The organism is Bradyrhizobium sp. 613_E4_N2_2, assembly GCF_052075995.1.
Taxonomy (GTDB): domain Bacteria; phylum Pseudomonadota; class Alphaproteobacteria; order Rhizobiales; family Xanthobacteraceae; genus Bradyrhizobium; species Bradyrhizobium barranii.
This window is the reverse complement of record NZ_CP197234.1, coordinates 4,587,592-4,608,661: the sequence shown is the minus strand read 5'-3', so window position 1 is coordinate 4,608,661 and position 21,070 is coordinate 4,587,592. Positions and strand designations below refer to the sequence as shown.

Here is a 21,070-nt window from a genome sequence, read left to right as displayed (position 1 = left end):
CCAGTGGCAGCGGCGCGGATGATCTTTGATCCTAGCCCAATAGTGTGCGCCGACCGCTCCTACAAGAGACGTGCGCTTGGTTTCGCGGGCGAGATTCTACGTGATGCCTCGATAGCTGGGCCAGTTCGCCAATCGCTTGGCTGCATCAGCGATCTCGTCGGGCGAATTGATCTGCAATCGCGCAAGCAACCGGGATCTCTGCTTTGCGACTTGCTCCACGGTCCGCCGAGCTTGACCGCGATCTGCGCGTCAGTCTTCCCGGCAGCCAAGCGCCTCAAGAACCGTTTCTCGCGTGGGCTGAGCAAGTCGCGCATCGTGCGTCCTCACCGCCGACAACCTCAAGCATTTTGTAGCGCCGTTTCGCGGCACGTACATGATCAGCGCGCGACGGCCCCAAGCGTCCGGGAGGCTGGGACAGATGCCGAGACGCCGGGGCCGCGAGCGCGCCGAGATAAGCTCCAGCGCACCGAAGTGAGCATGCCCACCACCGCCTGTTCCATCTGTTCACTTGTATACACTAGGCGTCTCGCTTATTCGGGGGATGGTTGATCCAAAACAACGTCCTAGATGCCAGTTCGCCGCGAATTCGTTGTGGGCAGGACAGCATCCGAAGGAAACTGGAGATGACCGCAGAAATCCAATCAGGACCGATTTCGCGCAGCGGCCCTTCGCACTGGCTGTTGTGGAACGCGGCCGGCTCTGTAGGATTTTGACGATGCCGCGCTATTTCTTCCACGTCACCCACAAACGCCGCGAACTCGACCGCGAAGGCTATGAGTTACCTGACGAGCACGCCGCTTGGTCTGAAGCCACGGTAACGGCTGGGCAGATACTCCAAGGCCTCGGCGAGAAGCTCACACCCCACCGCGAATGGCGGATGGAAGTCGTGGACGAGTCCCGAAACACGCTCTATGTCCTGCGTATTAATGCCGAGAAGCGAACGTAAGCCTTGGCTCAGTTGGCGGATTCATCGTGCTGTTCTAGTAAAAGAACCACAGCGCGATGATGATGAGCGATCCCAGAAACATCACCGACACCACCGCCGCTCCGAGGCAACCACCACTCTGGTTCAATGCCGACCTGCCTTCACGGGAGCAAGCAGGTCGGAGACAAGGAAAACGGCGAGCGAAGCCCCGCTGATTTCAGGCCCCAAGCCGGGCTCGGTATGGCACCGCCGGTCGGGCCAGCTCATTTGCGTTCGAGCAGTTTGGTGAAGGTCAGCCCCGGATTGATCGCCAGCATATTGATGATGTCGGGCAGCGGCATCTCGGGCGCATCCACCATCACCTCGAAATGACAGCCGGGATGCGCGACGTCGAAGTCGCGCAGATGTTGCAGCCACGCCTGTTGCAGGGATTCCGGGACGTGGGCGATGGTGAGGATCTTGACGTCAGCGGGGGCATAGTCGCGCGCTTCGGCATCCTCCGGTGACAGACCTTGCTGGCGATGGACTTTAGCGCCTTGCTTCACTTTCTCCATCCAGCCATCGACCCACGCTTTGAGATCGGGATTCTCCATATGGTCGCCTCCGTTTCATGAATCGTCTTCGGGGCCGGAAGCTTGGGCAAGGCGGCCGTGGAGACGCGACCCTAACGGATTACGCCGGGTTCTGGTTTCAAATGGGTCGGGGCGGACGTGCCACTACGGGACCCCGCCCCTAGAGCCGCAGGGTTGCCTTCGGCAAGCCCGGGGCGGCGGGGCCGTCGAAGCCATGACGTGAGCGCAGAGCTTTTCGAGCGCGCGGCACCTGCGCGAAGCTGACGCAGCGGGCCGAGCGCCTCGTCGGGAAGTGGCCCCTCTTTTAGGAACGACCGTCCGGTTGCCGGGTTTTCCCGAGCCCCCCACAAGGGTGGCCCGTCGTGACTGGCCTCAGCGCACTGTCCGGCAACAGCGCGCTGAGGCCGTTTCGCCGGTCACCCGATCACGCACTCGTATTCGCTCACTTTAGGCAGATTGCGACGGCGTCAGCAAACTCAGCGTGCGCGACCGAGGCCAAGGTGAACAATCCGAACAACAATCCCAATTGCGACGGCGGCAAGTGCCGCTACTCCGCAGGAGAGGTCCGAAGCTACCCCGACAGCCATCCTCCGCTGACCCTATGCAGAACGTGCTGGGCGCACGAGAGTGCGCGCAGGAGATTTAAGACTGGCCTGCCTGCGCTGAAGTGGGCGCCGGGCGACGGACGCGTCAGCGTTCGGTCCTCATCGGCGCTCTGAACGGACGATGGTGATCAGCTTTCGACGACGATGACCACTTGCACCTCACAACCGTGAGCCGTGGGCACCCTGGTCATGCTTCCCTGCATCTGCGCCGTCATTAGATTGATCAGGCGCGTCCCCAGGCTGCTTTTCGTTTCGGCCGGGCATCCGATGCCGTCGTCCCGTACCGTGATCACCACTTTCTCGTTTCTCGACCGCACGTCGACTTCCACGGTACCGGACCGTCCCTCCGGAAACGCGTACTTGAAGGCGTTCGTCACGAGCTCGTTGACAATCAAGCCGACCGATGCCGCTTGCGAGCTCTTCACGGTGATCTCGTCGCATGAAACCCGTATCGCAATCGACCGCACGCCACGGTGAAAGTCGGAAAGGCTCCCGCACAATGCCTCCAGATAGGCCGCAAGATCGACTGTGCTGTTGACCGCCGTGTCGCGCAGCCTGTCGTGGACCTTCGCGACCACCTCGATCCGGGCTAGGGCGGACGCGATCGCCGCCTGCACGGCGGGATTAGCGTTCGAGCGCGCCTGCAGCCGTAGGCTCGAGATGATCGTCGCCAGGTCGTTCCTGGTCCGGTGGGCAAGCTCCATCATTAGCACGTTCGCGTACGCTTTCGCCTCCGAGTGCTTCTCCAGCGTCGTGCGCAAAGCTTCCGTTACCGCGGCAATGCACAGTCCGCTCGCCAGGAAAATTAGGAGGGGCAGGATGGCGCGATCGGAGGCGGTGGCATGAAGTATCGCGCGGCCAGCGCCGCACTCGCGCCGGTGGCCAGAAACCCGGAGCCGCGATCGAAGATGACTGAGGCGAGGAAAATGGCCGGGATGAAAAGCACCAGAGGATAGGGCCTCAACCGGTCATCCAATAGAAGGTTGACCACGAAGGCCAGGCCAACCAACCCCAGGGTCAAAAGGTATCGCGCCCACGCAGGGTATTTGGGTGTAACGGTCATGAAGCGAAGCAGGAAACGGTCCATGGAAAGCAAACGAACTGTTTTGGCGGCATGTTCCTGTCTCTGTCGGCGGCACGGCAGTCTAGGAGCGGTCCGCGGAGAGAGGCTGAGATTTGAGGGTGCCTTAGCCGATGAGGCTCGCCCGCGACGAGACGCGGATCGCGAGCACGGTGTCTACCCTCGTTGCGATGGGATCCGCTGCACGTTTGACACCCACTGAAACCGCCGGCCAGGACTGGTCGACTGCATCGACCATGATCCCGTCGGAGAGAACGCTGATCCGATGGTCTGAGGGCGCGCGGGCCGCCTTGGAAGCCAAAAATCTCTCGGCGGAGGGCTTCTTTGAGGAACGTAGTTTGCCCTGCCGCTTTTTTCCATTGACCGAAGAACGCGAACGCAGGGTCTATGCCTCGATGCGCGACTGAGGAGATCGGATGAAATCGACAGCGCCGGCTCTTGGTCTTGGACTAACTGCCGTGACATCCATGGTCTCGGCGCAACCCGCGGGATGGACGACATACTCAATCCCGGAGACCGGTACCTCGGTCGATTTTCCCGCCTCGATCTTTTCCGAAGAAGCGGGCCGGCCGGACGGCTACGGACCGCGATTCCAAACCGCTGACGGCCGAGCCGAGCTCACAATCCAGGCGGTACCGAATGTCTCGAACGATTCACCCGCTGCTTTTCTCGCGAAAAAGCATCCGCCTCCGCGCATTCAATATAAGCGCGTGACGCCTGGGTTTTTTGCGGTGTCGAGCTACAAGGGCGAAAAGGTCTGGTACGATCGCTGCAACTTCTCGAGGGGATTGGTTCACTGCGTCCTGATCAATTATCCGGCCAGGGAAGAGCGTGACTGGGATGACATCGTTACGCGCATCAGCCTCTCGCTGAGCGGCAGGTAAGTCGGGCGCGTGGGGTCGACCGAGGGGCAGCGTGAACTGCCGTCGGGCAGTCCCGCGGCGGACCTCAGGGCAGGGACTCGTCGTCGACGCTGGTCCCGTGAGCCCTCGACCGGAGCGGCTGGTCAGGTGGGAACCCGTGCAGCACTTGGGGGCGGTCTGCCATTGCGAGAGGAGGGCTGTATGCGGCACAGTCATCGGCGCGGCGCCTGTTCGCATCCATCGCAAACAAGGCTGGACGAGCTGATCTGAACCGGCTCCGTCCAGAATTCCTTTGTCGGGGTCGAGCATCTGTCAGCCGACGAACTTGAAGAGCTGCGCGCCCGCCGCGAGGAACGCGCGAACGGGGTTGCGGCCGAGATAAGAAGCGAGCGCAGAGGCGGCGCAGCAAGTCCAGCAGCGAAGCGGCCGGCCTAACCGCCGGCAAGAGCCCTTACTAGATTCTGTGACACCAGTTCGGTCACAGTCAAAAGCTTCCATCGGGAAAAAGGGCCGGGGCAGGTCCGCTAAGGGTCCAGAAAGCGACATCAGTCACGGGAAGGCGTCTTGGCCGTGCGCGCGCATTAACTCGCTTTCGCGGAACTGTCCGGTCCGTTCAAGGCGGCGGTCCATCGGAGAGCGTAAGCTGCTCGGTCCGGATCACCGGCATCAGATTGCCCGCGTCGTACTCTTCGCGTGCGATCTGCTCGATAGTCGCCCGACGCTTTTTGAACGTGTCACTATGTTGTTTGGATCGGTCCCGTCAGCGGCGGCACGGTCGCGCAAGGCTGCCCAATCGACCCTGCAGACGGTACGATCCCCCTCGCTAAACATGGCCCGCGCGGTTGTTCGCTTCCAAAGGCGGAGCGAGTTCTCTCCCCGCGTCAAACTGGCTATGCGCAGGAACAGATCCAGTGGGTCAGAGTTCGACCTGTCTAAACGTTCACGGAGTATCAACATGAGCCGCGGAATGCCGTCCATGACTGCGCTTTTAGGACTGCTCGCCATTGCCGGATATCAGAATCGAGACAAGCTTGCGGAGCTGCTAAAGGGCCCGGGAGCGGGGTCGTTAGAACCCCGTGGTTCTCAACAGCCGCTTGGTGGGCTGCTCAGCAATCTTACGGGCATGCTCAGCGGGGCCGGAGTCAGCGGACTGCTTCAAGGAGGGATCGGCGAGCTGCTGGAGAAATTCAATCAAAATGGCCGCGGTGACGTAGCTCAGTCCTGGATCAGCACAGGGCCCAATAAGAACATTTCGCCTCCGCAGCTGAGGGAAGCAATAGGTCCAGACGTGTTGGAAAAGCTTGAACTGGAGACCGGGCTTTCCCAAGAGGAGATTCTCGCAAGGTTATCCCGGGACCCCTCAGCAGTCGACAAGTATACGCCGGAGGGACGCCTACCCAGTCCATAGTCTTGAACTGCCGCCACGTCGCTTTTGAAAGGATGAAGAATGAGCATTCTTTGGGCAATCGTTATTGGCTTCATCGCCGGGGTGATAGCCAAGTTCATCATGCCGGGGGACAACGAACCAGCCGGGTTCATCCAACGACCATCCTCGGGATCGTTGGTGCTTTCGTTGCGACTTACCTTGGGCAAGCCCTTGGCTGGTATCGTCCTGGCGAAGGAGCAGGGTTGATCGGCGCCGTGGTCGGCGCGGTCATCGTGCTATTTGTCTACGGCTTTCTGGTCGGCAGACAACGGCGCGCAATCTGAGGAAAACTCAGGTTGCTCGCGGCACCACGTGATCCGCGACCACCGCAACCTTAGCCCGGCTGGGGGGACCTGATTTTGCCGGCGGCTGCCTGGGCGGCTTCCATGCCGGCCTGCTTTACCCTATTCAAGGCTACGGCACCTTTGTCGCCGACTTCTGCGATCACCGTATCTGAGGCTTCCCGCAAGGCCTGCGATACCGCGCCGGCGCGACGATCAAGGTCGGCCTTCATTTCGTCGGCGACTTTGCCGATATATTCGTTCTCGATTTCGGAAGCGCGAAACGCGCCTGCGACTGCTGCACCGATCGCCATGCCCACAACCCCCAGCACCAGCGGTTGTCGTTCAAGCAACTCAGTTAGTGACGATTGCGCACTGGTGAGCGTTTCCTTACCTGGAAGCGCATTGCCAAGCTTGCCAAAGTTCTCCTGCAAGAAGGCGACGCCCTCGTCGAACCGATCCTGAACGCTGTCGACAGCTCCTGAGAATGCATCGGAAGCCGCAGCGGTGGCGCCGGTCAAAGTTTCGCCGACGCCCAGCGATCCCTCGTTGTCCATTTCAGGTGCCGTTGGAGGCGCCACAGTCTGCTTAACAGCCGACGCTGCCGACCTGAGAGTACTCGTCCCAGCATCGGCCACGGGCGAAACTGCATTCACAGCCGAGCGGGTCGCGGTCTTCAGCTTCTGGTCGCCAGCCAACAGCCAAAGCGCTCCACCTCCGATAAGCGCAGCGGCAAGAGGGTTTTCCCGGGCCGCCGTCACCAAATTGTCGATAAAACCGCTCTTTGTATTGCTCATTGCACCATTCCTTTCATGGTGGCCTTATCCTTTTCAAGCTGGCCGATCGTTTCGTGAGGTGCCAGATTGCGCACATCAAGCCGGTTGATGCCGACTGCAAACAGCACGGCCGCGATTATCGCCGCTATGAACGCCGATGTCAGATACGATACCGGTTGCGACCATCCTGCGGAGATCAACGCCGCGGACAGGGCAAATAGCGCCATGACGATCGCCGGAATCACCAGAACGGCGCCACCTGCAATCAAACCTAGCGCGCCACCGAGTTTCTGAAGCTTGTAGCCAACCTCCGCCTTGGCCAGGTCCATTTCGTTCTGGAAGAGCTTGGCGAACTGCGACATGGCATCGCCCAGTAGCGTCGAGATGGCCCGAAACTCGCCCTGGCTAGTTTTGATATCGTGCTCGATACTCATGGTACGGTGTTGCCCTGTGAGGATGACGTTTGTTGCGAACTCGGACTAGGCCGCGCGGAACTCGCCGAGAACGGGGGGCCATCGGACTTCTGAACGTCTTCCGACGACGATTTATCCGTTGTGCCGCTCCGCTTCGATGATGACGATTGCTCGCCGGATGCTTTTAGGAAGCGGACTGCTGCGAAGCCTGCCAGCACAGATATTCCGAGAAAGGCCGCGGGCTGACGCTTGGCGAAATCAGTTGCGCCTTCGACGAGATCCCGGAAGCTCCCGTCGCGGATCTTCTGAGCGGCTTCTTCGACATAGTCGGCAGCAGAACCGATGCCGCGTGCAGCGGACGGTACGTCGCTCTCGAATGCTCGGCCGGCTTCTCGCATGTTGCCTGCGAGGCGTTCAACGAAATCTGCGCCCGACCGCTGCTGCTCGCGGGCTTGGCTTTGGATCTGGTCCACAGTCCCTTCCGTCACCCCTTTGGCTGCATCCGCCGCTTCACTGAACTTGTCCCGCGCGAGATCGGCCGTTGCTTGCAAGGCATCGCCAGCGCGCTGCTTCATCTCTGCGCCGGCCTCACCGATCTGTTCCTTCAGATCCTTCGAGGGGCCCCGGTCCCGGTTTGGTGCGAACTGCGTGATGTTGTTCGGGTCCACTTCGCTCATGATGGTTTCCTTCAGGTGTTGGTGTTTTGAGAGGAGCTAAAGGCGGCTTCGACGACGTCGTCCGCAGCCTCTTTCAGAGTGTCCGCCACGTTCTGCGTCATACGACTGGCGTGGGTGCCGAGATCGGCCTCTGCGACCTTTTGCGCCGCCGCGTCGGCTGCAGACGTGGTCGCCTCTTTCGCCGCCTCGAATCCGGATTGCGCCGCAGCGGCCGCAGCCTGCTTCACGCCATCGCTCGCCCGACCCATCACCTTGCCTTCAGCCTTGGTCTCGGGAAGAGCCGCAGCGATGATGGCGCCGATCGCGATGCCCAGGCCTCCGATGAGAGCAGCGTTGTCGCCGATGGTCTGACGAGCCTGGTCAGGCGTGTTCGCCGCCGCGTCCTTGGCTGCGTCGATGCCCCTCTTGAGTTCTTCACCTGCGAAACTGGCAGCCTTTGTTGCGCCTGTTCGCAGGTCATCCGCAAGGCCGGCGGCCCGATCTTGTGCGTCTCCAGCCATGCCAGCGGCTCGGCTTCGAGCAGAGGATAGCTTTTCCGTCGCGTCGCCCTGCATGGCACGGGCACCCTCCGCCAACTCCTCGAGCATTTCCCCCGCTCTATCCATTACCGGACCGGACGCGTCCGCAGCGCGATCACGCACTGTCTTCGAGGTCAGGGCAAGTCCGGCGCCGATCATCAGAAGTGGCAACGGGACACCTCGCGTCAATCGCAGCAGCGGAATTCCTACTGCAGCGCCCGCGGCCACTGCGCGCATGGGATTGTCCATGATCTGCTGTTTGAGCCCTTCAATCCAGCTCTGAGTCTTGTGGCTGACGTATTCGGAGACTTCGGATTTAATGTGCTGCGGCGAGACCTTGTGGCGGATGTCCTGGGCGGTGTCCGATATCTGGTCCCTTAGTCGCCCTACCGTAGTTGCCAGCTCTGCGCGGCTGCGTTCGGACTCATGCCTCAACTCCTCCACTGATCGCGCCATCGCTTCACCCTCCTGCTTTATTTCTTGTGCTTCATTTCTTGGATCTAAGGACGAACACACGCTTTGTTGAATCGTTCCTAGCTGAGCAAGGATGACGTGCCGCCGGCCAAACTCTCCGCTGCGCGCAAGACTTTGGTGGTGAAGAAAACAACCTCGGAGCAGCGGTGGCGTGCCGACAGGAGAGTTCGGGGAATGTCGCGTCCGATCGTAGGATCCCGCAGGACTCGCGCTTGCGCGGGCGGGCACAAGCGATCCGATACGATCGGCGGCCCCGCCTGCCTTATTAAAGTTATCGCAGCTCAAATCGAGACATTCTGCCGCGGCTTGCGGAAATGTGTTCGAGCAAATTCGCTTCCCACTTAAGCCAGGAGCCTTGTGGTTGTTACCGGGCATACGCCCGGTACCGCGAGGAGGCGGGCTCTGGACCGGTTTCGAGTTCAACGAACGACGTCCTGGCCGGGAGGTCGCGATCGAGACTGGGCCTTTTCAGGCGGGCATTGTCGCGGTCGGCATTCTTAACGCCGCGCTCGTCGCTTGGTTGATCTTGGAGCTATGAGGCCACCTTAGTTGGCGGCCGCTTCGCATTGGCGACGCTGCTCGACGCCGGCGAGTACATCGCCACGCTGCCAAAGAAAGAACACGCCGTACCGGAGTGGCAAGCGGTTATGTGCGGAAGCGAACAGTGCTGATTGCCGATTTTTCCTAGGCTTACGCCGCTTGGCCTTCCCGAAGGTCCGAACATCTGCACGGCCCCGGCTTGTCATCCGTGAAGTTAATCCAGGGCACCACACATTTGTTAGAGCCTGCGATCAACCCCGGGGCGGAGAATATCCGCCGGCGCTCGGCCTTGAGCCGGTGCGTCGTGGCGGTCCCGGCGTCTCCTTCCACTCCAGCCCGGAGGCGCTTGGGACCGCTCACACCGTAGATAGGCACCTCAGTGTCGCCGACCGTCCTTGTCGACCTCAACCTGAAATCCGTTCGGCATGCGCGGCACTTCACCTTCGCCAGCGGCGTTGCAGGCCGGGCAGGGTGCGCCAGCGCCGCCACAGGTGCAGGCGCGCGGGCCGTCCCAAGGACGGTCCGGGTGGTTCTCGCAAACCCAGCCGAGATCGTCACAGTTGACGCACGTCGTGGTCGTGGCATCGGCGGCGAGGGGCTTTTCTTCGCTGGCATCAGGCCAGCCCGCGCAGAGGCAGCGCTAGCTGCATGTCGAAGCGCCTTGTGGCGTTGGCAGCGATGAATTCTTGTAGTGCAGACGAGACCTCAGCGTCGGTGTCGGTTGCGCGCTGGGCCAGTGCGTCGGCGACCTCGGAAGTCGCATCCCACGACCACCCCTCGAAGGGGTTGAAGGATACAATTCGGACGGGATAGGCGTACTGGCCGGATAGGAGATTTTGCAGGACGCCATCGAGGACAGTGTCAGCCTCATCCGTCTCGCGCCAGGCGCCACCGGCGCGCGCGCCGAAGTCTTCAAGCACCAGATAGATGTCGCGGTCGAGGCGGTCGGCCGGCACGATAGAGGGCGAGGAACGCATACGCTACTCCGATACGATAAGGGCGGAGAGTCGGCCCCGGCTAGGGGATCAAGGGGGTAGGCCGAGTCCGCTCCGCCAACTCTGGCAGCGAGCCAGCGACGATTCAAATATTCGCCTGCTCTTGTCGTTCCCCTTGAGACCTTGTCCCGGAAGAAAAGGGCCCCAGCTCAAATGGGGATGAGCCGGGGCCTAGAGGTTAACCCTCGGCGAGCCCGAGGGCGTTGGGAAAACTTGGCAAAAACCACGATGTTCCTAGCTCGGTCAGAACCCCGCGGCCAACAAACGGTGGCCTAATTAGGAACGCCGTCCGGTATCTGCTCTTGTCCTCTATCACCGGGACCGATCAAGGCGCCCCCTGACTGAGAAACGCGCTGCGCTCCCCACCCAAACGGAGGACCGCCTATGCCGCGCTATTACTTCCATATTTTGAACGGAAAAATGCTGATCGATGACGTCGGCGTTGAAGTGGCCGATACCGAAGCAGCGAAACTTGAAGCAGTGAAGTACGCGGGTACTGTCCTGACCTCCGAGCATCCCACCGACATGTGGAAGGGGATACCATGGGAGATGAAGGTCACGGACGGCCCTTTCCCAAATGAAGGTCGGACTTTGCTCACCCTCACGCTAACCGCTGAAATCAACTCCAATTAGGTGCTGTTGTCGGTCGCTAATTTGGAAACTTAACATTCGACAAAGAAAAATTAAATCCGCTCCCTACGATTATCCACTCATCACAGAACGGAACTTGGCTTTTATCTGTGACGATAACGCCACTTGCGCTCCCGCCTTCCTCGAACGGGAAAGGAGCATGCCATGTCCCAGCGGCGTCGTTTCAAACAACACCTTCCGCTTCAAGATCGATTGGCCGAATGGGCGAAAGAGGTTCTCAGCATGGCTCAGGTGTTTCCACTTGGTCCCGAGCGAGACGCCCTTATCAGGAAGGCACGTCAAGCCGACATTGCGAACCATCTGGACGATTGGGCCAAGTCACCGGGCTTGCAGCCGCCGAGGTGAGGGCCATGATCGAACAGCCCCATCTCAATCGGTATTCAGTTCACGCACGCATCTGCCTTGGCATTGCAGCCTTTGGCGCCGCACTGTTTGTCGCGGCGCTGTTCATGGGCATGCGGTAAGGACGCCTCGGTGGGCTAGTTTGAAAGTAGCGGTGGCCTAGTTTGAACGAATCTGACTTTCGATGGTCCAATAGGGGAGACCGTCGGAATGTCTGTCGTGCCCCATCAAAACGAGCGCGTAGAACTAGCGATGAAGCTTTTTGACTGCCGCCAAAAGCTGCGGCGGACTGGCTGGGACGTGGAACGGGCCAAGAGCTTACGCGACGAGATGGACCGGCTAGAACAGAAGCTCCGCGAGATAGACGAGTAAGGGGCGCCTCAGTTGGCGGCCTCTTTCCTCCTGCTTCGTCCCCACGTGTGATGCCTCCGTGCTGCTTGATCGGGTCCCGATCATCTGCTCCTGGGCGCGCTAATGGGCAAAAATGACGTAGAGGAGAGCAGCCCCCAGCAAAACTCCCAAAATCGTGTTGGCATTGGGATGCACGTCCTAATTCCTGTGCCTGTGGCAGCCCCAGCACCCGGCCGGGGCATGTTGATGCTGGGGCCTCCGGACAGGCTCTTGCCTCGTTAGGGAAGCAGTCACCGCAGACACAAGCCGTCCACCGACAGTCGGTTCCTCGGTGCGTCTACTCTGCGAGCGTGAGCGGCCCAACCGCCTTGAGGGTTGGATAGGACGGAGACGCCAGGACCGCCTCACGCACCGGCTTGCGGCGGCACGCCGCAACCAGGATGTTCCGCTAGAAGAGAGCGCCAGATGTAATGTTCCCGGATTGAACAGTTGAAATCCCGAAAGAGTTGGTGTGCGGGAGGATGTTCAAATGAAACGCGACCGGTTCAAACAGGATAGAGCGTTAGGCGAACGGCTCATCGAAGAAGCTAGACAAGCACGGGAAGGGGTAGAGCAGTTGCCCCCGGGGACGGAACGGGAGGACCTTTTGAGGAAGGCCCGCGCAGCTGATATCACCGCCCATATTGACGAATGGCTGAAATCGCCGGACTTGCAGCCACCGAAGTAGTGTCATGCAAGACATGCCTCCGTGCTGACAAGAGCGCAGTCGTCGCACTTGAACAGCCGGCTTTCGGCTTGATCGCCTACGTGCCTCATTGGCTTCATGCAAAGCTCACACCGATGGACGGGGATAGCGCGGCCGCCATCGCTGAGACGCAGCTTCACTACCAGGCCCCCTGCGCCTTTGCGCATAGGAATTTGATTTGTGCCGAAGTGGAAAATCATCATTCAAGCCCTTCTCGTAATGCGAGGTATTCGGGCGGCGGTGGCGCGTTTGAAGGTCGCCGACGGTTTCTCCCCAGGCAATGCGCCGCCGGCTAAAAATACGCTGTCCCGGCGGCAATGCTCAGACCAGCCCCGAGGTGGAGGGACAAAAATCTCGGATGCTCATTGGTGTAGAACGATGATGCAAAGGTTCAAGGAATGAACCCGATGCGGGCAAACATCATGGAGTAGCGCTAGGCAGCGTTGAGCAGCCACACTGCCGAGCTGGCGACTGTCGCCATAGGCCTTTCGACAGAGTTACCTAGTACTTGAACTCTGGCATCGACTTGAGTTGGTCTTTCGTGACGTTGATAACGGCGCGATCGGGAAACCATTCGCGCGCAGTCTGGGACGTCATTCCTTCGGTCGTTTTCCCAGCCTTATTAGCGAATTTGAGGCTGTTCATCGCGACCAGCACATAATGCGTGCCCATTCCCAAAAAGCCGCCTGCCTCGATGACAAGACCCCTCACCCGGCCCTGAGAGTCGATGATGATGTCATAAACGTCTCCGACTTTGTCGTTGGCTTCATTGTAAACGTTGACGCCCTTCATTTTTGCTGCGCTCCAGTCTCCCGCAGCGGCGATTGGCGCGGCTGCTTCGGACGCCGTGTGAGCGGGAGTCTGGGCGAACGCCGCGGAAGCAAAGAGCAGAGCAGTGATGGTGGCCAATGTTCTCACGATATCCTCCCTAGCTGGAACCTAAAAAACAGAAGCGCTCGGCATTCGTTCCTAGTGATGCGCAGGAACGGCTTTCACTAGTATTCGTTGATGCTGCACCGATTAAACCGATCAGCAGGAGGCAGCGTCATGGATTGGAACCAGGTCGAGGGAAACTGGAAGCAGGTCAAAGGCAAGATCAAAGAGCAATGGGGAAAGCTCACTGATGACGATCTCGACGTGATCGACGGGAAGCGAGATCAACTCGAAGGCAAAATTCAGGAGCGATACGGCTATCAGAAAGACCAGACGAAGAAAGAGGTCGATGATTGGTACGGACGTCAGACTTGGTGAGCAGTTGATTTGAAGAGGCGGGCCCGGTGAGGTGAGGGCGGAGTGCCCTCCGTCGCGCGTGATGGGCCCGCAGGCGCATCCACTGAGTTGCGCCTGGGCCGACGCCGCTACCCTCCGCCAGCTCGGCGGCCCACTTTCACGCGCATCTGCAATTCAGAATATGACCCCCTAGGCCGCCCGGCCGATCAATCTAAGGGAGAAATCAATGCCGATTTTTTCAGCCGTTGCGACTGCGCGGCTCTTGCCGCTCCGGCATCACTAGCACTTTCTGCGGCGAAGCGGGGTCGTGGAAGTTGACGAAGATCTGAGGATGACGAAGGAAAAGACTAATGACTGCGGTCTCCGCTGTTAAGTCTTCGAACTCTGTCCACATCTTCTCAGACGCGGCCTGGCACGACCCGACGTCCGGCAAATTTTGTGGGATAGGAACCAAAGTCCACAGTTTTCCTGAGCACAACGCTGTGTTTGCGGTCACGGGCATGTCGACGGTACCGCAGCTGCTCTCGGCGCTTCTGATGGAGAATCAGTTCGCCGACTATCGTTCGCTCTGCGATGCAATGTGGGATCTGATCAAGACATGTTCCACTCGGGGCAAGGCAGTCGGCCTTAGCATGACCGGCCGGTGCGACGTCGTGCTGGCGGGTTGGTGCGACGATGTCGGCTCGTCAATCTTTGTCACACAGTGCTTCTTTGACCATGACATTTTCAAAGGAGCCGCCGCAGAGCGCTACGTCAGGCCCAGCATCGACGACTCCTCGCTGATGCAATTTTCTGGCGATGGGTTAGCCTTGGGGGCAATGAGCGGAGAAAGGCGGTCAAGGGTACGGCGACGCACCGCGCTCGCGCGGGCTTTGCCCTTGACGGCTGAAGGGGCGGCAGCCCCTTTACGCGCGAGGGATCGTCACCGCGTGGCCGGGGACGAAGACCCGGGCGCGGGACTGCTAAGGAACGCGCTAGAGCCCGGTCGCCCGCGCAGCAGGAGGACGCGCCCGAAACGGAACCGTGCGCCTTTGCGGAAAGTTGGGATACCACCAGACCAAAAGCGGGGAGACCACATGAAGCGAATTACAAAATGGCGGGCGGCGGCGAAGCGTGAGCTGATCGCGCCTCGCGGCGACAAGCGATATGTTCGCCGCGATGCGAAAGGCCGTATCAAGGAAAGCGATGATGTGAGCCGGTCGCTTTCTCAGGATCGCCGCAAGACGGCGAAGAAAAAAGTGAAAGCGGGGCAGGGTGACCGGGGCGACCGCAAGCCCGTCAACTCCAAGGCGCGGAAAAAATCGAGTGCGCGCAAGTAACGCAACCTTCGATCTCTTCGGAGGTGTCTTCCTTCCGGAAGGTATGAAGTATCAGCCGGAGTTTCTCTCTGCTAATGAAGAGCGTGCGCTTCTGGCTGATATTGAGACGCTTCCATTCAGGGAATTTGAATTCCGCGGGTTCACCGGCAAGCGCCGTACCGTTTCTTTTGGCTGGCGCTACGATTTCAATGGCGGTGGTCTCACCAGAACTGAGGACATGCCTGAATTCCTGACCCCGATCCGAGCCCGTGCCGAGGCATTCGCCGGCATTGTGCCCGGCAGCTTCCAACAGGTTCTCGTGACCGAGTACGCGCCCGGCGCCGGCATCGGCTGGCATAAAGATCGCTCCGTCTTTGGCGATGTTGCCGGCATTTCGCTGCTGTCTTCCTGTATCTTCAGGCTCCGCAGGCGAACGGCTAAGTCGTTCGAGAGGAACACCCTCGTTGCCGAGCCGCGCTCCGTCTACCTTCTCCGCGGTCCGTCGCGCACCGAATGGCAGCACAGCATTCCCGGTGTCGAAAGCCTGCGCTACTCGGTCACGTTTCGTAACGTGCTCGAAGAAGGTGAATCCTAGTGGCGCGCGTATCCACATTGCCGAAGCGGCTCCAGCCCATGCTCGCGACACTGACCGACGCGCCGTTCGACGATAAGGGCTGGATATTCGAGGACAAGTATGACGGCTTCCGGATGGTCGCAAAGATCGACGGTGGCAAGGTCACTCTCTACAGCCGCAACGGCAAGATCATCAGCCATAGCTATATCGAAGTCGCCCAGGCCCTCGAAGGTGTCAAAGGCGATGCCGTCATCGACGGAGAACTCGTAGCGATCGGCAAAGACGGCGTATCGCATTTTCAGCTCCTGCAGAATGCGCTGCGCCATGAAGCAAAGCTGCAGTACTTTGCCTTCGACCTGATGTTTCAGGATGGCGAAGACCTTCGTGGCCTGCCACTCACGGAGCGGAAGAAGCGCCTTAAGGGTATCCTGCCGAAGCACAGGCTCATCGGGTTCAGTCGCGACCGAAAGACTTCGGGCGTGAAATTTTTCGAGGAGGCCGAGCGCAAGGGTCTTGAAGGCATCATGGCAAAACGCGCCGACAGCAAGTACCTGTCAGGCGCGCGAACCGACGACTGGCTGAAGATCAAAACCTCGAAACGCCAGGAAGTGGTGATCGTGGGATTTACGGCGCCGCGGAGGACGAGACCGTTTTTCGGGGCACTTACACTTGCGCTGCGGGAAGGAGATGGCTGGCGTTATATCGGCCATGTCGGGACCGGCTTCAGCCACGAAACACTCGGAGAGCTGCACAAAAGGCTCATCAAGCTCAAAGCCGCCAAATCTCCTTTCGGCAAAAAGGTGAAGGACGAAGCGGTCACCACCTGGGTGAAGCCGCAACTCGTTGCCGAGGTAAAATTTACCGAGTGGACGAGCTCCGGCGAGATGCGGCACCCCGTTTATCTCGGCCTGAGAAAAGACAAGCAGGCAAAAGACGTCGTCATGGAGCGCGAGAAGCCGCGAGGATGACGCGGCATGTCAGCCCGGCTGAGCGGTGAGCATCCTTGTCTCGTTAATCCCATGAATAGGAACGAGCACCTTCGCGCATGATTGTCATCATCCACGAAGTGAAAGGACGTTCACATGGCAGACGAGCAGAATCCCAACAAGCAGCAGACCCCTGGACAGCAGAACCAGCAGGGCAATCAGGGCGGCCAGCAAGGTCAGAACCCGAATCAGAAGCCGGGCCAGCAAAACCAGGACCCGGGCCAAAACAAGCAAGGCGGCGAAAAGGGCGGCCAGCAGGGCGGCCAGAAGCCGTAAAGTAACAAAAGCCCGGCTTCGGCCGGGCTTTCCGTTTGTGTCGTGATTGCCTGACCTATTTACGGTTCTTGTCGAGCGTCTGCGCCATTTCGAGATGGTGCTTCAGTGCCGCCAGGGTTTTACCAGCCCAGTCCTTCAGCTTGGCATCGTCGCCGCCATTCGAGTAACGCTCGAACAGCGAGACCGCATCCTTATGAGCGCTCACCTGCATGGCGTCGTATTCCGACGCAAAATCCTCGGGTTTGGCCTCGCGCAGCTTTGTGATCTTCTTCTGCGACGCGTCATCGAGCGAAGCCGGGATCGCGGCTTTCAGGGTGTGGGGGACCATCGATTTGAGTTCGCTGCTCGTCTTGGTGTGGTCTTTCACCATCATTTCCGCAAACTGTTTCTCGTCGGCATTGCCCTTCTGCTGCGCGATCTTGGCCGCTTCGATCTCCGTCATGTCGCTCATGGCGGCTTCCTTGATGAAGTCTTCGGTCTTCGGCGCAATTCCAAGCGTGGAATTCACGCCGGTCTTCTCGCCGACCGACTGCGCAAAGGAGGGTGAGGCAAAGACTGCGAGCACGGCAAATGCAAGGGCTGCTTTTTTCATGAAAGTCGTCCTCTGGAGGATAATCGCGCGATCAACCTTCGTTCAGGATCAAAGTTCCTGGGCACAAAGGGACGAGCACGACCCCGGCCCGAGAGGAGGGAGACCGGGGCCGCTTGCCCGGGCAATGAGCATGCCGGACGTTCCGGCATACACTGGCAATGCCAAGGCAAGCTCTGCCGTTCCTAAACGTGGTTCGGCCCAACGTTCAAACAGGGGTATGCGCTGTGTGCACTTTTGGACCGAGACGTGCGGGCGATCATCATGGGGCCCGAACACTTCCGAGCACCGCCCGGCTGCCGTGCGAAGCGTCCGCGCGCATGCGCGCTACCAGTGCCTGTCACGCCGACCAGCGATCCTGCTCTTCCCGGTGAGCCTGCTCGTTCAATCTCTCAGCGAGCTGATCCGCAAGTTCGTCCGTGTCGGCGGTCGCTATGGGCTCGCCTTTTTGCGTCTTTAGCTTTTGCTTGTCTGCTTCGATCGGAAAATCATCGGGAGTTAATGCGGGTTCTTTGCTCATGTCACCCTCATGCGGCTGGCATCTGCAGACGTGGAACGCTTGGTCTCAAGGCCAGTTGCAAGCGAACTTCAATATGTTGGAAAGCCAACGTTAAAGTGCGAAGGAGATTGCGTTTATCGCGGTCGCCTCGCCCCGAGGTGGGGGACGATGAATGAAAAATGGTTTATGTGGCAGGAGGTCTGACTATGCGGCGGCTTTTGGCGCGACCCTAGACCGAAGATGAAGAGAAGCGGTTGAGGCAAATGGCGGAAGCCGGGCGGCCGGAATTGGAACGACTCAAAGGCAGCCCCGTTAGCCGCCGAGCTTCACCAGCGGTGATGCGACGACCTCAAAACATTGGAGAAGCGCAAATGGCGAAAGAGCCGAAGACTCTCGACGACCTGTTCCACGATACTCTCAAGGATATCTACTTCGCTGAGAAGAAAATCCTGGCCACCCTGCCGAAGATGGCAAAGGCTGCTCAGAACGAAGAACTGAAAGCAGCATTCGAGAAACACCGCACCGAGACGGAAGGCCAGATCGAGCGGCTGGAGAAGGTGTTCGCGGTGATCGAGAAGAAACCGCAGGGTAAAACCTGTGCCGCGATGGTCGGTATCACAGAAGAGGGCGCCGAGATCATGGAAGAATATAAGGGCTCGCCCGCTCTCGACGCCGGCCTCCTTGCCGCCGCTCAGGCCGTCGAGCACTATGAGATTTCTCGCTACGGCACGATGATTGCCTGGGCCGAAGAGCTTGGCCTCGACGATGCCGTCTCACTCCTTGAGGAAACCCTCGAAGAGGAAGAGGCGACCGACGAGGCTCTGACTGAAATCGCAAAGACAGCGATTAATCAGGAGGCTGAAGCAGCCTGACACTTACGATGAATTAGAAACTGCCCCGCAATACGGGGCGTTTTTTTATTCCGTCCCCTCCAGGCCGCGGGCGCCTGGTTCCATTCCCTTGACAGTGAATTTCAGACATTCGCCACAAAGCTTGGCGACACCTCCGACAGTCCCCGCATCGAGGCTGCCGTGACCCGCTATTCACTCGAAGATCTACGTCAGCGCTATGTTATCAAGGGCAGGCCTCTTGAAGCGAGCCTTGAGGAAATCCTGCGCGCTGACAGCCGCGCGGGAGCGCGGGCTATCCTCGCCTTTATTGAAAAGCGGCGCTTTCAAAACCGGTCCGAAGGACAGCGGCTTCGCAAGATGCTGCGCTTTGAAACGCTATTGTGGGACGAGGGGCAGGATGCCGTTGCGGGTGTCGATGAGGCCGGAATGAGCCCGCTTGCGGGGCCGGTCTCGGCCGCCGCAGTTATCTTGAAGCCCGGCACGCGCATAACCGGCATTGACGATTCGAAAAGGCTGGATGCGAATTCGCGTGAGGCTCTTGCGAAAGAAATCAAGGAAAAGGCAGCGGCGTGGTCTGTCGCGTTTGTGGACGTCGAGGAGATCGACACCATCAACATCTACTGGGCGGGCATCCTCGCAATGCGCCGGGCTGTCGAAGGGCTGGGAGTAACACCGCAGCATCTTCTGATCGACGCGAAACGCTTAAAAGCGATAGCGATCCCGCAGCAGGCGAGCCCCGGCCGCTGCCATAGACGCTGTCCCGGACCTTCGAGACGACGCCTTCGAGCCCAACCTTGCAGGCATGCGTGAACATCTCGCGGCCGTCGATCTCGAAGCTCTCGCTAAATGGGACGTCGCTGCCGGTGATGATCTTCTTCAGCACGGCCTTCCGCTGAAACAGCGGCACTTTCCGGAGGTCCCTGCCGTTGAGATAAAGCAGGTCGAAGGCGACGAGCACGATCTTCGTCGATGCGCCCTTGAGCTCGTTCTGTAGAACCGAGAAATCCGTCGTGCCGTCGGCGGCGGGCACCACGATTTCACCGTCGATGATTGCGGCATTAGCCTTGACGTGCCAAGCGTCGTCGGCGACCTTCCGGAAGCGATTGGTCCAGTCGTGCCCCCGCCGCGTGAAAACCCTCACTGCTTCGTTAGCGAGATGCACCTGGACACGATTAGCCGTCGAACTTGATTTCATGGATCCATCGCTCGCCGGACGGCACGCGGTCGATCGAGGCCGCCAGGGCCGGCTCGGAAGCCGGGGAAGGGCGCCTTGACGCCCAGCGCTTCCGGCTTTTTTCCCTGGAAGGCCATCGCTACACCAGGCGAAGACTGAATTGCTGCAGGTCTTGTGGTGAGTAGCGATCCACAAACTCCTGCAAGTACGAAGGCACGTCGCTCAGTTGCAGATTGCAACGACGCTGGATCTCGCGGGCAATGTCCTGGGAAACATCTTCCGACCAGCATTCGGCCGTGTTGAAGGCGACTATCCGGATCGGCTTGCGATATTCTCCGGCAAGCAGATCCTGGATGACGGTTTCCAGCGCCCTCTCAACGTCTGCTTCGCGCCAGGCGTTGCCGTTGCGGCCGAAGTTGCTTGTGACCAGGTAGATAGTCTCGTCACCGTTCGGGGCGATCGACATAAGCCATCGGGATTGACGCATAAGCAACTTACGCAACGGAACCGGGATTCAATTTGAACTGGGCCAATTCGTTCCTGTCGCAGTGCGTACGCAGTTGGATCAGTCGGCACAACAGCGCGACGGTATGAATAGGAGGATTCTTAGTTCACAGGCTCGTTTTTGGGGGATCACCGGATTAGGAACGCCTCCGATTGCCCCTAGTTGAGGGTCTGGAGAAGGCCCATGAATAGGCGAATTGATGAAGCCGTTGCGGTCCGGGCCTACGAGTTGTGGGAGCAGGCAGGTAAGCCAGAGGGCCGAGACGAAGACTTTTGGCGCTTGGCCGAGCAGGAATTGCTCAACGAGGATCAAAGCTCACCTCGACGCACACCGGATACGCTTTAGGCGAGGGCTACCCGGCATACCCGCGCTTGCCGGTTATCATCTGCCCTGCGCAACCCTGAGGAAATTTGGCGGCGGTCTTTCGAAGCCACCATGGAGAACCGGTCCAGTGCCGGCAACGTCTCGGCCCTGACTGTCCGCAGACGGATCGTCCGTCATCTCCATTGAGAAGCCGAAGGGTTTGGAACGCTTCCCGTACAGATATTTTGATTTAGTCGCGGATTTCGAGCGAGTTGCCGCGTCCTGGTATCAGAGAAGGTCGAGTTAATGGCTTCTGTCAAAGCGGAATTGGATAGATACTTTGAATTGTTCCGGCGACGGGTGCCTACGAAGGTGTCGACCTTCATTCTGTGGCTACGAGAACCATCCTCGTTTTGGGTCCGTGTCGTTGTCGCCGGGTTGCTCATCCTAGGAGGCGTCTTCAGCTTTTTGCCTATCTTCGGCCTCTGGATGCTGCCTCTAGGCCTTCTTCTTATCGCACAGGACATTCCTATTCTACAGAGGCCTCTTC

The 21,070-nt window shown here is 59.5% G+C and carries 25 protein-coding genes and 3 pseudogenes; 15 read left to right on the top strand and 13 right to left on the bottom strand.

What is annotated here, in order from left to right; translation table 11 throughout:
• The first annotated feature begins 715 nt into the window (after positions 1 to 715).
• Entirely contained in the window at positions 716 to 946 is a 231-nt protein-coding gene (locus AB7290_RS22100) for a DUF6894 family protein (protein WP_085398121.1), read from the top strand.
• Between the two features lie 242 nt (positions 947 to 1,188).
• Here the strand turns inward: AB7290_RS22100 and AB7290_RS22095 are convergent, their stop codons facing one another.
• The 3 genes from AB7290_RS22095 to AB7290_RS22085 all read right to left on the bottom strand — a co-directional run bounded on the left by AB7290_RS22095 (position 1,189) and on the right by AB7290_RS22085 (position 3,189).
• Positions 1,189 to 1,518 (bottom strand): hypothetical protein, encoded by a 330-nt coding sequence (locus tag AB7290_RS22095; protein ID WP_441253823.1) that lies wholly within the window; start codon positions 1,516 to 1,518, stop codon positions 1,189 to 1,191.
• Positions 1,519 to 2,230: 712 nt separating this feature from the next.
• Positions 2,231 to 2,809 carry a sensor histidine kinase gene (locus AB7290_RS22090; RefSeq protein ID WP_144030649.1) on the bottom strand — a complete coding sequence of 193 codons (579 nt, stop codon included), beginning with the start codon at positions 2,807 to 2,809 and terminating at the stop codon, positions 2,231 to 2,233.
• 98 nt (positions 2,810 to 2,907) lie between these two features.
• Positions 2,908 to 3,189 (bottom strand): DUF4118 domain-containing protein, encoded by a 282-nt coding sequence (locus AB7290_RS22085; protein WP_094183906.1) that lies wholly within the window; start codon positions 3,187 to 3,189, stop codon positions 2,908 to 2,910.
• A gap of 107 nt (positions 3,190 to 3,296) precedes the next feature.
• On the opposite strand from AB7290_RS22085, the gene AB7290_RS22080 reads away from it, so the two are divergent.
• The 4 genes and pseudogenes from AB7290_RS22080 (at position 3,297) to AB7290_RS22065 (ending at position 5,756) form a co-directional block, all read left to right on the top strand.
• The gene (locus AB7290_RS22080) at positions 3,297 to 3,590 is read left to right on the top strand and encodes a hypothetical protein (RefSeq protein WP_085399398.1); all 294 of its coding nucleotides are present in this window, start codon (positions 3,297 to 3,299) and stop codon (positions 3,588 to 3,590) included.
• Between the two features lie 9 nt (positions 3,591 to 3,599).
• Entirely contained in the window at positions 3,600 to 4,067 is a 468-nt protein-coding gene (locus AB7290_RS22075; RefSeq protein WP_085399397.1) for a hypothetical protein, read from the top strand.
• 934 nt (positions 4,068 to 5,001) lie between these two features.
• Positions 5,002 to 5,454, top strand: a complete 453-nt coding sequence (locus tag AB7290_RS22070) for a YidB family protein (protein ID WP_085399402.1) — start codon at positions 5,002 to 5,004, stop codon at positions 5,452 to 5,454.
• 39 nt (positions 5,455 to 5,493) lie between these two features.
• Positions 5,494 to 5,756, top strand: a pseudogene (locus tag AB7290_RS22065) (GlsB/YeaQ/YmgE family stress response membrane protein).
• 50 nt (positions 5,757 to 5,806) lie between these two features.
• Here the strand turns inward: AB7290_RS22065 and AB7290_RS22060 are convergent.
• The 5 genes from AB7290_RS22060 to AB7290_RS22040 all read right to left on the bottom strand — a co-directional run bounded on the left by AB7290_RS22060 (position 5,807) and on the right by AB7290_RS22040 (position 10,128).
• Positions 5,807 to 6,550 (bottom strand): hypothetical protein, encoded by a 744-nt coding sequence (locus tag AB7290_RS22060; protein WP_085399396.1) that lies wholly within the window; start codon positions 6,548 to 6,550, stop codon positions 5,807 to 5,809.
• Positions 6,547 to 6,963 carry a phage holin family protein gene (locus AB7290_RS22055; protein ID WP_085399395.1) on the bottom strand — a complete coding sequence of 139 codons (417 nt, stop codon included), beginning with the start codon at positions 6,961 to 6,963 and terminating at the stop codon, positions 6,547 to 6,549. The genes AB7290_RS22060 and AB7290_RS22055 overlap by 4 nt, the downstream gene beginning before the upstream one ends.
• Entirely contained in the window at positions 6,960 to 7,619 is a 660-nt protein-coding gene (locus tag AB7290_RS22050) for a hypothetical protein (protein WP_085399394.1), read from the bottom strand. The genes AB7290_RS22055 and AB7290_RS22050 overlap by 4 nt, the downstream gene beginning before the upstream one ends.
• 11 nt (positions 7,620 to 7,630) lie before the next feature.
• Positions 7,631 to 8,593, bottom strand: a complete 963-nt coding sequence (locus AB7290_RS22045; RefSeq protein ID WP_085399393.1) for a hypothetical protein — start codon at positions 8,591 to 8,593, stop codon at positions 7,631 to 7,633.
• A 1,172-nt stretch (positions 8,594 to 9,765) separates the two neighbouring features.
• Entirely contained in the window at positions 9,766 to 10,128 is a 363-nt protein-coding gene (locus AB7290_RS22040) for a hypothetical protein (protein WP_441253818.1), read from the bottom strand.
• Between the two features lie 402 nt (positions 10,129 to 10,530).
• On the opposite strand from AB7290_RS22040, the gene AB7290_RS22035 reads away from it, so the two are divergent.
• Positions 10,531 to 10,779, top strand: coding sequence for a DUF6894 family protein (locus tag AB7290_RS22035; protein WP_014494423.1), 249 nt, complete (start codon positions 10,531 to 10,533; stop codon positions 10,777 to 10,779).
• Positions 10,780 to 11,349: 570 nt separating this feature from the next.
• A complete protein-coding gene (locus tag AB7290_RS22030; RefSeq protein WP_161495769.1) occupies positions 11,350 to 11,511 on the top strand; it encodes a hypothetical protein in 162 nt (53 codons plus the stop codon).
• A 1,225-nt stretch (positions 11,512 to 12,736) separates the two neighbouring features.
• On the opposite strand, the gene AB7290_RS22025 is transcribed toward AB7290_RS22030, so the two are convergent.
• Complete coding sequence (locus tag AB7290_RS22025; RefSeq protein ID WP_028154492.1) at positions 12,737 to 13,153, bottom strand: PRC-barrel domain-containing protein; 417 nt, start codon at positions 13,151 to 13,153, stop codon at positions 12,737 to 12,739.
• A gap of 129 nt (positions 13,154 to 13,282) precedes the next feature.
• Between AB7290_RS22025 and AB7290_RS22020 the strand changes: the two genes are divergently transcribed.
• The 5 genes from AB7290_RS22020 to AB7290_RS22000 all read left to right on the top strand — a co-directional run bounded on the left by AB7290_RS22020 (position 13,283) and on the right by AB7290_RS22000 (position 16,599).
• Positions 13,283 to 13,486, top strand: coding sequence for a CsbD family protein (locus AB7290_RS22020; RefSeq protein WP_014494427.1), 204 nt, complete (start codon positions 13,283 to 13,285; stop codon positions 13,484 to 13,486).
• A gap of 1,055 nt (positions 13,487 to 14,541) precedes the next feature.
• Entirely contained in the window at positions 14,542 to 14,784 is a 243-nt protein-coding gene (locus AB7290_RS22015; protein ID WP_085399400.1) for a hypothetical protein, read from the top strand.
• Complete coding sequence (locus tag AB7290_RS22010; RefSeq protein ID WP_349642877.1) at positions 14,771 to 15,358, top strand: alpha-ketoglutarate-dependent dioxygenase AlkB; 588 nt, start codon at positions 14,771 to 14,773, stop codon at positions 15,356 to 15,358. The genes AB7290_RS22015 and AB7290_RS22010 overlap by 14 nt, the downstream gene beginning before the upstream one ends.
• Positions 15,358 to 16,305 carry a non-homologous end-joining DNA ligase gene (gene ligD / locus AB7290_RS22005; protein ID WP_085399386.1) on the top strand — a complete coding sequence of 316 codons (948 nt, stop codon included), beginning with the start codon at positions 15,358 to 15,360 and terminating at the stop codon, positions 16,303 to 16,305. Before AB7290_RS22010 ends, ligD begins: the two co-directional genes overlap by 1 nt.
• Before the next feature lie 114 nt (positions 16,306 to 16,419).
• Positions 16,420 to 16,599 (top strand): hypothetical protein, encoded by a 180-nt coding sequence (locus AB7290_RS22000; protein ID WP_014494393.1) that lies wholly within the window; start codon positions 16,420 to 16,422, stop codon positions 16,597 to 16,599.
• A gap of 55 nt (positions 16,600 to 16,654) precedes the next feature.
• Here the strand turns inward: AB7290_RS22000 and AB7290_RS21995 are convergent, their stop codons facing one another.
• Positions 16,655 to 17,191, bottom strand: a complete 537-nt coding sequence (locus tag AB7290_RS21995; RefSeq protein WP_085399385.1) for a DUF4142 domain-containing protein — start codon at positions 17,189 to 17,191, stop codon at positions 16,655 to 16,657.
• Positions 17,192 to 17,528: 337 nt separating this feature from the next.
• Positions 17,529 to 17,708 carry a hypothetical protein gene (locus AB7290_RS21990; protein WP_085399384.1) on the bottom strand — a complete coding sequence of 60 codons (180 nt, stop codon included), beginning with the start codon at positions 17,706 to 17,708 and terminating at the stop codon, positions 17,529 to 17,531.
• Between the two features lie 350 nt (positions 17,709 to 18,058).
• Between AB7290_RS21990 and AB7290_RS21985 the strand changes: the two genes are divergently transcribed.
• Both AB7290_RS21985 and AB7290_RS21980 read left to right on the top strand, forming a co-directional pair.
• The gene (locus AB7290_RS21985) at positions 18,059 to 18,559 is read left to right on the top strand and encodes a YciE/YciF ferroxidase family protein (protein ID WP_085399383.1); all 501 of its coding nucleotides are present in this window, start codon (positions 18,059 to 18,061) and stop codon (positions 18,557 to 18,559) included.
• A gap of 159 nt (positions 18,560 to 18,718) precedes the next feature.
• Positions 18,719 to 19,270: pseudogene (locus AB7290_RS21980) on the top strand (ribonuclease HII); the annotation flags it as partial.
• Here the strand turns inward: AB7290_RS21980 and AB7290_RS21975 are convergent.
• Both AB7290_RS21975 and AB7290_RS21970 read right to left on the bottom strand, forming a co-directional pair.
• Positions 19,269 to 19,849, bottom strand: a pseudogene (locus tag AB7290_RS21975) (ATP-dependent DNA ligase); the annotation flags it as partial. The pseudogenes AB7290_RS21980 and AB7290_RS21975 sit on opposite strands and share 2 nt — an antisense overlap.
• A gap of 2 nt (positions 19,850 to 19,851) precedes the next feature.
• Positions 19,852 to 20,178 carry a hypothetical protein gene (locus tag AB7290_RS21970; protein ID WP_245343988.1) on the bottom strand — a complete coding sequence of 109 codons (327 nt, stop codon included), beginning with the start codon at positions 20,176 to 20,178 and terminating at the stop codon, positions 19,852 to 19,854.
• Positions 20,179 to 20,400: 222 nt separating this feature from the next.
• Between AB7290_RS21970 and AB7290_RS21965 the strand changes: the two genes are divergently transcribed.
• Positions 20,401 to 20,562, top strand: coding sequence for a DUF2934 domain-containing protein (locus tag AB7290_RS21965; protein WP_085399381.1), 162 nt, complete (start codon positions 20,401 to 20,403; stop codon positions 20,560 to 20,562).
• Positions 20,563 to 21,070: the final 508 nt, after the last annotated feature.

What these genes read in the sequence shown, in the direction of transcription:
- AB7290_RS22040 (WP_441253818.1), bottom strand. Translation starts at nt 10,128, where the DNA reads ATGCGTTCCTCGCCCTCTATCGTGCCGGCCGACCGCCTCGACCGCGAC.
- AB7290_RS21965 (WP_085399381.1), top strand. Translation starts at nt 20,401, where the DNA reads ATGAATAGGCGAATTGATGAAGCCGTTGCGGTCCGGGCCTACGAGTTG.
- AB7290_RS22075 (WP_085399397.1), top strand. Translation starts at nt 3,600, where the DNA reads ATGAAATCGACAGCGCCGGCTCTTGGTCTTGGACTAACTGCCGTGACA.
- AB7290_RS22060 (WP_085399396.1), bottom strand. Translation starts at nt 6,550, where the DNA reads ATGAGCAATACAAAGAGCGGTTTTATCGACAATTTGGTGACGGCGGCC.
- AB7290_RS22030 (WP_161495769.1), top strand. Translation starts at nt 11,350, where the DNA reads ATGTCTGTCGTGCCCCATCAAAACGAGCGCGTAGAACTAGCGATGAAG.
- AB7290_RS22100 (WP_085398121.1), top strand. Translation starts at nt 716, where the DNA reads ATGCCGCGCTATTTCTTCCACGTCACCCACAAACGCCGCGAACTCGAC.
- AB7290_RS22055 (WP_085399395.1), bottom strand. Translation starts at nt 6,963, where the DNA reads ATGAGTATCGAGCACGATATCAAAACTAGCCAGGGCGAGTTTCGGGCC.
- AB7290_RS22045 (WP_085399393.1), bottom strand. Translation starts at nt 8,593, where the DNA reads ATGGCGCGATCAGTGGAGGAGTTGAGGCATGAGTCCGAACGCAGCCGC.
- AB7290_RS22000 (WP_014494393.1), top strand. Translation starts at nt 16,420, where the DNA reads ATGGCAGACGAGCAGAATCCCAACAAGCAGCAGACCCCTGGACAGCAG.
- AB7290_RS21970 (WP_245343988.1), bottom strand. Translation starts at nt 20,178, where the DNA reads ATGTCGATCGCCCCGAACGGTGACGAGACTATCTACCTGGTCACAAGC.
- AB7290_RS22085 (WP_094183906.1), bottom strand. Translation starts at nt 3,189, where the DNA reads ATGGACCGTTTCCTGCTTCGCTTCATGACCGTTACACCCAAATACCCT.
- AB7290_RS22090 (WP_144030649.1), bottom strand. Translation starts at nt 2,809, where the DNA reads ATGATGGAGCTTGCCCACCGGACCAGGAACGACCTGGCGACGATCATC.
- AB7290_RS21995 (WP_085399385.1), bottom strand. Translation starts at nt 17,191, where the DNA reads ATGAAAAAAGCAGCCCTTGCATTTGCCGTGCTCGCAGTCTTTGCCTCA.
- AB7290_RS22020 (WP_014494427.1), top strand. Translation starts at nt 13,283, where the DNA reads ATGGATTGGAACCAGGTCGAGGGAAACTGGAAGCAGGTCAAAGGCAAG.
- AB7290_RS22080 (WP_085399398.1), top strand. Translation starts at nt 3,297, where the DNA reads ATGAGGCTCGCCCGCGACGAGACGCGGATCGCGAGCACGGTGTCTACC.
- AB7290_RS22095 (WP_441253823.1), bottom strand. Translation starts at nt 1,518, where the DNA reads ATGGAGAATCCCGATCTCAAAGCGTGGGTCGATGGCTGGATGGAGAAA.
- AB7290_RS22070 (WP_085399402.1), top strand. Translation starts at nt 5,002, where the DNA reads ATGAGCCGCGGAATGCCGTCCATGACTGCGCTTTTAGGACTGCTCGCC.
- AB7290_RS21985 (WP_085399383.1), top strand. Translation starts at nt 18,059, where the DNA reads ATGGCGAAAGAGCCGAAGACTCTCGACGACCTGTTCCACGATACTCTC.
- AB7290_RS21990 (WP_085399384.1), bottom strand. Translation starts at nt 17,708, where the DNA reads ATGAGCAAAGAACCCGCATTAACTCCCGATGATTTTCCGATCGAAGCA.
- AB7290_RS22015 (WP_085399400.1), top strand. Translation starts at nt 14,542, where the DNA reads ATGAAGCGAATTACAAAATGGCGGGCGGCGGCGAAGCGTGAGCTGATC.
- AB7290_RS22035 (WP_014494423.1), top strand. Translation starts at nt 10,531, where the DNA reads ATGCCGCGCTATTACTTCCATATTTTGAACGGAAAAATGCTGATCGAT.
- AB7290_RS22050 (WP_085399394.1), bottom strand. Translation starts at nt 7,619, where the DNA reads ATGAGCGAAGTGGACCCGAACAACATCACGCAGTTCGCACCAAACCGG.